5 protein-coding genes and 2 pseudogenes are annotated in these 6330 nt (G+C 68.2%); 3 read left to right on the top strand and 4 right to left on the bottom strand.

Going from position 1 to position 6330, the window contains the following annotated elements; genetic code table 11:
- The first annotated feature begins 30 nt into the window (after positions 1 to 30).
- Positions 31 to 879, top strand: coding sequence for a translation initiation factor eIF-2B (locus tag ATB1_RS06140; protein WP_042662714.1), 849 nt, complete (start codon positions 31 to 33; stop codon positions 877 to 879).
- A gap of 51 nt (positions 880 to 930) precedes the next feature.
- On the opposite strand, the pseudogene ATB1_RS06145 reads toward ATB1_RS06140, so the two are convergent.
- From ATB1_RS06145 to ATB1_RS06155, 3 genes and pseudogenes are all read right to left on the bottom strand, one after another.
- Positions 931 to 2050, bottom strand: a pseudogene (locus ATB1_RS06145) (Gfo/Idh/MocA family protein).
- 3 nt (positions 2051 to 2053) lie between these two features.
- The gene (locus tag ATB1_RS06150; protein WP_042662715.1) at positions 2054 to 3022 is read right to left on the bottom strand and encodes a sugar phosphate isomerase/epimerase; all 969 of its coding nucleotides are present in this window, start codon (positions 3020 to 3022) and stop codon (positions 2054 to 2056) included.
- 109 nt (positions 3023 to 3131) lie between these two features.
- Positions 3132 to 3608: an N-acetyltransferase gene (locus ATB1_RS06155; RefSeq protein ID WP_042662716.1), complete on the bottom strand. Its 477-nt coding sequence runs from the start codon at positions 3606 to 3608 to the stop codon at positions 3132 to 3134.
- A gap of 175 nt (positions 3609 to 3783) precedes the next feature.
- Between ATB1_RS06155 and ATB1_RS06160 the strand changes: the two genes are divergently transcribed.
- Both ATB1_RS06160 and ATB1_RS06165 read left to right on the top strand, forming a co-directional pair.
- Positions 3784 to 4194 (top strand): archease, encoded by a 411-nt coding sequence (locus ATB1_RS06160; protein WP_042662717.1) that lies wholly within the window; start codon positions 3784 to 3786, stop codon positions 4192 to 4194.
- A gap of 165 nt (positions 4195 to 4359) precedes the next feature.
- A pseudogene (locus tag ATB1_RS06165) lies at positions 4360 to 5790 on the top strand (RtcB family protein).
- Positions 5791 to 5812: 22 nt separating this feature from the next.
- Here ATB1_RS06165 and ATB1_RS06170 read toward each other — a convergent pair.
- Entirely contained in the window at positions 5813 to 6160 is a 348-nt protein-coding gene (locus ATB1_RS06170; RefSeq protein WP_042662718.1) for a hypothetical protein, read from the bottom strand.
- Positions 6161 to 6330 lie beyond the last annotated feature (170 nt).

Genomic DNA, 6330 nt, shown 5'->3' on the forward strand with positions numbered 1-6330 from the left:
CTCTTTCACACGATACGGCGACGTTCTCGTATGATAGACGAGACCATCGAGGAGATTCGCGAGATGCAGACGCACAGCTCCTCGGTCGTCGCCGTCAAGGCCACGCGGGCGCTCGCGGAGCTGACCGAGCGCGACTACGCGACCGTCGAGGAGTTCGAACGCGACCTCGAACGCAACGTCGGCGCGCTCAAGCGGGCGAACCCGTCGCACGCGTCGTTGTACAACGCCCTGCAGGACGTGCTTCACAGCGTCCAAGGCGAGGTCGACGACCTCGACGAGGCGCGGGAACTCACTCTCGCCACCATCGACCGCGTGGTCGAGACCGTCGAGACGGGCAAGCGCCGCGCGGCCCAGGAGGCGGCCGCGACCATCGAGGACGGCCAGACGTTCCTCACCCACGACTACTCCTCGACGGTCATGGAGGCCGTCGAACTCGCCGTCGCCGACGGCGCGGAACTCACCGCCTACGTGACGGAGGCCCGCCCGCGCTTCCTCGGCCGGAAGTTCGCGCGCGAACTCGCCGCCATCGACGAGGTCGAACCGCACCTGATGGTCGACGGCGCGTCGGGGATGTTCCTCCCGAAGTGCGACCGCGTCATCATCGGCATGGACTGCATCGTCGAGGAGACGCTCTACAACCGCATCGGGACGTTCCCGCTCGTCGCCGCCGCCAACGAGGTCGGCGTGCCGGTCACGGTCGTCGGCTCGAGCGCGAAGGTCGTCGACGGCGGCTTCCGCTTCGAAAACGAGATTCGCTCGCCCAGCGAGGTCATGCTCGAACCCGTCGAGGGCATCGAACTGGAGAACCCCGCCTACGACGCCACGCCGGTCGACCTCATCGACGAGGTCATCACCGACGAGGGCGTCGTCGAGTTCTGAGCGGGCGGCGAGTCGCCCGCGGTCTGGTTCAATTCCGTTCCGTTCGACCCGTCAGCCGAGGCTGACCCACTCGCCGGCCTCGTCGGAGCGCTCGATGGCGTCGAGAATCGCCTGCACTTCGTAGCCGTCCTCGAACGACGGCGAGAAGTCGCCGCCCTCGGCGACCGCCGACAGGAACTCGTAGTTCTCGTGGACGAACGTGTGTTCCCAGCCGAGGACGTGCCCCGGCGGCCACCAGTGGTCGAGGTAGGGGTCCGTCCTCGTCGGTGACGAGCACCGTCTCGTAACCGCGGGCGTCGCCGGTTTTCACCTCCAGTTCGTTGAGGCGTTCGAGCGAGAACTGCAGGCTCCCCTCGGAGCCGTGGATCTCGATTGTGTGGTCGTTCTTGTGGCCGTCGGCGAAGCGCGAGGCCTCGAAGCTCCCGACCGCGCCGTTTTCGAACTCGGCCTGCGCGGTGTAGGCGTCGTCGACGGTCACGGGCCGGTACTCGTCTTCGCCGGGCACGGGTCGCTCGTCGACGAACGTCTGGAGATGCCCAGAGAGGCGTTCGATGTCGCCGGCGCGGTCGCCGACGAGGAACCGAACGAGGTCGACGGTGTGCGCGCCGAGGTCGCCGAGCGCGCCGGAGCCGGCGGCGTCTTCGTCCATGCGCCACGTCCACGGCGCGTCGGCGTCGACGAGCCAGTCCTGTAAGTAGCGCCCGCGGACGTGTCGAATCTCGCCGAGTTCGCCGTCCTCGATGAGCCCCTTCGCGTACCGGATGGCGGGGACGAAGCGGTAGTTGAACGCACAGCCGGCGACGCCGTCGGCCGCGCGGGCGGCGTCGCGCATCGCCTCGGCCTCGTCGAGCGTCGGCGCGAGCGGTTTCTCGCAGAAGACGCTGGCACCGGCTTCGAGCGCGGCGATGGAGGGCTCGGCGTGGAGGTGGTTCGGGCCGAGGTTGTAGAACACGTCCACGTCGTCGACCACGTCGCGCCAGTCGGTCGCCGTCGATTCGAAGCCGAAGCGGTCTGCGGCGTCGGAAAGCGCCTCCTCGTCGCGGCCGACGATGACCGAGCGCTCCACATCGGGCGCGTCGGGGAAGAACATCGGCAGGCGGGCCAGCGCGTTGGAGTGCGCCTTCCCCATGAATCGATACCCGAGGACGCCGATTTTGAGAGGTTCAGACATGGATTACTCCGCCCAGTAGGCGTCGCCGGGTTGCGTCTCGAAGACGGCGCGCGAGAGCACGTCGACGGCCTTTTCGAGGCCCTCCTTGGACGACGTGAGCGCGTCCTCGTGTTCGATAGAGAGCGCGCCCTCGTAGCCGACCATCCGGAGCGTCGAGACCACGTCCTTCCAGTGGCCCTCGTCGTGGCCGTAGCCGATAGAGCGGAACAGCCACGAGCGGTCGGCGGTGTCCGCGTAGGAGGTCGTGTCGAGGACGCCCTTGATGCGCGACTCGGACTCGTAGACCTTCGTGTCCTTCGCGTGGAAGTGGTGGATGGCGTCCTCCTCGCCGAGGAACCGAATCGCGTCGGTGATGGAGATGTCCTGCCAGTAGAGGTGCGAGGGGTCGAAGTTCGCGCCGATGCGCTCGTTCGTCGCCTCGCGGAGTTTCAGCATGCCCGTCGGTTCGTAGACGAGCATGTTCGGGTGCATCTCGATGGCGATGTCGACGCCGTGGTCGTCGGCGAACGCGGCGAGCTCGGACCAGTAGTCGACGGCGACCTCCCACTGGTAGTCGTGGGCGTCGGCGTGCTCGGTCGGCCACGGCGCGGTAATCCAGTTCGGCACCTCGTCGTTCGGCCCGCCGGCGGGGAGCCCCGAGAAACAGGTGACGGTGTTCACGTCGAGGGCGTCCGCGAGTTCGATTGCCTCGCGGAGTTCGGTGTCGGCCTCGGCGGCCGTCTCCTCGACGGGGTGCAGCGGGTTGTTGTGCGTGGCGAGCGCGCTGATCTGCAGGTCCCGGCTCTCGACCGAATCGAGGAGGTCGGCCTGCGCGTCGTCGTCCGCGAGGACGGCGCTCCGGTCGACGTGGTCCTCGCCGGGCCAGCCGCCGACGGCGAGTTCGACGCCGTCGACGCCGATACCCGACAGGTAGTCGAGCGCGTCGTCGAGGGGTTCGTCTCCGAGCGGGACGGTGAGCACTCCGATGTACATATCGACTACATATACTAGGAAGTGAATAAAAATTAAGGATACGCGCAAGGGGGCGTGGCTGCGGCGCGACGGCTCTCCAACCGGTGTCGAATGCGGCGCAGTCGGTCGGTTACCGGCGGAGGAACTCCGAGAGCTTCTCTCTGAGTCCGGCCTCCTCGCCGAGTCGGAGGTAGAACGCGGCCCCGCCGTCCTCGTAGTAGTTCTCGATGCGGCGGCGGACCTCGAAGCCCATCTTCTCGTAGAAGTCGAGGGCGTTCGTGTTCGTCGTTCGGGCGTGACAGGTCACGACCGGGTGTTCCTTTGCGACCTCGGCGACGAGGCGCTTGCCGTAGCCCTCGCCGCGGGCGTCGGGCGAGACCGCGAGAAAGAGGATGTAGCCGTCGCGCCGCGTGGAAGCGAACGCGACGAGCGCGTCGTTCTCGTAGAGGAGATACGTGTTCGCCCGGCGGTAGGCGTCCATGAAAAAGCCCCGTCGCTGTTTCAGGAGGCCTTCCTCGACCCGAATCCGCTCTTTCAGGTCCCACGCCTCCTCGGCGTACTCGCGCTGGCCGGGGGCGTCGACCCGCATCTCCACGTTGACGCTCACACCCGGTCGTAACCGGAGCGAGAATATAACTCCACCGTCCGTTTGGACGACCGGTCGACGCCGCCCCCCGACTGGATAGCGGGGTGACACGACCGGCGAACGGACCCCCGGGGAGCGAGACGCGCGCTCGCCGCCGACCGAAAGGACGAGGGTCGACGGCGTCCCTCGTCTCGGCATGGGATTTACGCTCCGCGACCACACCGCCGACGTGGCCGTCGAGGCCGACGGCGAGAGCCTCGGTGCCGTCTTCGCCGCCGTCGCCGACGGACTCACCGCCGCGATGTGCGACGACCCCGCCGAGACGGGCGACCGCTTTTCGTTCGCCGTCCGCGCGGAGGGCCGCGAGGCGCTGTTGTTCGACTACCTCGACCAACTCATCTACGAGCGCGACGTGCGCGGCGTCCTCCCCGCGGCCCACGAGGCGGCCGTCCGGCGGGAGGGCGACGAGTGGGTCGTCGAGGCGTCCGCGCGCGGCGTCCCCTTCGCCGACGTGGACGCCCGCGACGTGAAGGCAGTCACCTACTCCGAGATGCGACTGGCGGAAACCGACACCGGCTGGGAGGCGTACGTCGTTTTCGACGTGTAAGCCGTCGTCACCGACGGTCGCGCGGTGCGCCGCGGACGCTCGCGGCGTGACGGAATCCTATTGAGTCGCCGCGTTGATTGTCCCGGTATGGAAACGCGCGAGTTCGGCGACATCGAACTGCGACGAGTTCGCGAGCACGTCTGGGAGATTCCGCAGGAGGGCGAGATGAACGCCCCCGCGCGGGTGCTGGCCTCCGAGGCGCTGCTCGACCACATCGGCGACGACAAGACGCTCGAACAGCTGCGGAACGCGACGCATCTGCCGGGTATCACCAAACACGCCATCTGCATGCCCGACGGCCACCAGGGCTACGGCTTCCCGGTCGGCGGCGTCGGCGCGACCGACACCACGGACGGCTGTATCTCGCCCGGCGCGGTCGGCTACGACATCAACTGCGGCGTCCGCATGATGACGACGAACCTCACCTACGAGGACCTCCAGGGCCACGAGGAGGAACTCGTCGACGCCCTGTTCGAGGCCGTCCCCTCGGGCCTCGGCGGCGGCGGCGTCGTCAAGGGCGACGCCGAGACCATCGACGACATCCTCGCCCGCGGGATGCGCTGGGCGGTCGACGCCGGCTACGCCACGGACGACGACCTCGCCCACTGCGAGGACGAGGGCTTCCGCGACGACGCCCGCCCCGAGTTCGTCTCGCAGAAGGCGAAAGACCGCGGCCGCAACCAAATCGGCAGTCTCGGCTCCGGGAACCACTTCCTCGAAGTCCAACGCGTCACGGACGTCTACCGCGAGGACGTGGCCGAGTCGTTCGGCCTCGAAGCCGACCAAATCGTCGTGCTCATCCACTGCGGCTCCCGCGGGCTCGGCCACCAGACCTGCACCGACTACCTCCGGCGCATCGAGAAGGAACACAAGGACCTGCTCGACGACTTGCCGGACAAGGAACTCGCGGCCGCGCCCGCCGGCTCCGAGCTCGCCGAGGAGTACTACGGCGCGATGTGCGCCGCCATCAACTTCGCGTGGGTGAACCGACAGCTCATCATGCACCGCACGCGCGAGGTGTTCGCCGACGTGTTCGACCGCGACTGGCGCGACATGGAGATGCGCCTGCTGTACGACGTGGCGCACAACATCGCCAAGAAGGAGGTTCACGAGGTCGGGGTCGACCCGGAGGGGCGACCTGTGCGAGACGGCGACGCCGTCGAGCGCGAGGACCGCGAACTCTACGTCCACCGGAAGGGCGCGACGCGGGCGTTCCCCGCGGGCCGACCCGAACTGCCGCCCGCCTACGCCGACGTGGGTCAGCCGGTCATCATCCCCGGCAGCATGGGCGCGGGGAGCTACGTCCTCCGCGGCGGCGACCGGTCGCTCGACCTCACCTTCGGCTCGACGGCCCACGGCGCGGGCCAGACTCATTGAGCCGGACCAAGGCGAAACAGGAGTACTGGGGCCGAGACGGTGCGGGACGAACTCCGCGAGCAGGAGAAGATATACGTGAAGGCCCAGTCGGGCGCGACGGTCGCCGAAGAAGCGCCGGGCGTCTACAAGGACGTGGACGAGGTCGTCCGCGTCTCCGACGAGTTGGGCATCGGCGACAAGGTCGCGCGGACGTTCCCCGTCTGCAACATCAAGGGCTGAGTTCCCGACCGATTTTCGCGGCTCAGGCGACGGTGGTCCCGACCGCGCGGCGCTTGTAGAAGTAGTACGCGAGCGCCGCGAGACCGACGAACACCGCGGTCACGCCGTCGCCGACCGCGCCGCCGGAGAGGAAGGCAGAGACGACGCTCCCGAGGCCGAGCGCGAGCACGAGCAGGCCGCCGCCGAGAATCCACGCCCGCGAGTCGCGGCCGACCTCGTCGTAGTGTCCGCTCTCGATGAGCGCCATCTCCTTTCTGTGTTCGAGGTAGACCACCGCGCCGGCGAACGCGAAGATGACGACGGCGAGGGCGACGAACGGGACGAAGAACAGCGCGTCGCCGAGACCGAACGAGGACTGAATGGGAACCATGCGTGAGTAATCGACGCGTGAGCTATTGAATACGAGCTGATGCGTGCTCGCACGACGTGGGCAGTCTCGCCGTCGAGCGACTACGTGACCGGGCGACCGAGTGTGCGTGCGAGTCGCGCCGAAGGTTCAGAACCCCCCGGGGCCGCGCGGCCCCGCGTTCGGTCCGCCGG

It is taken from the genome of Haloferax sp. ATB1 (assembly GCF_000730175.1).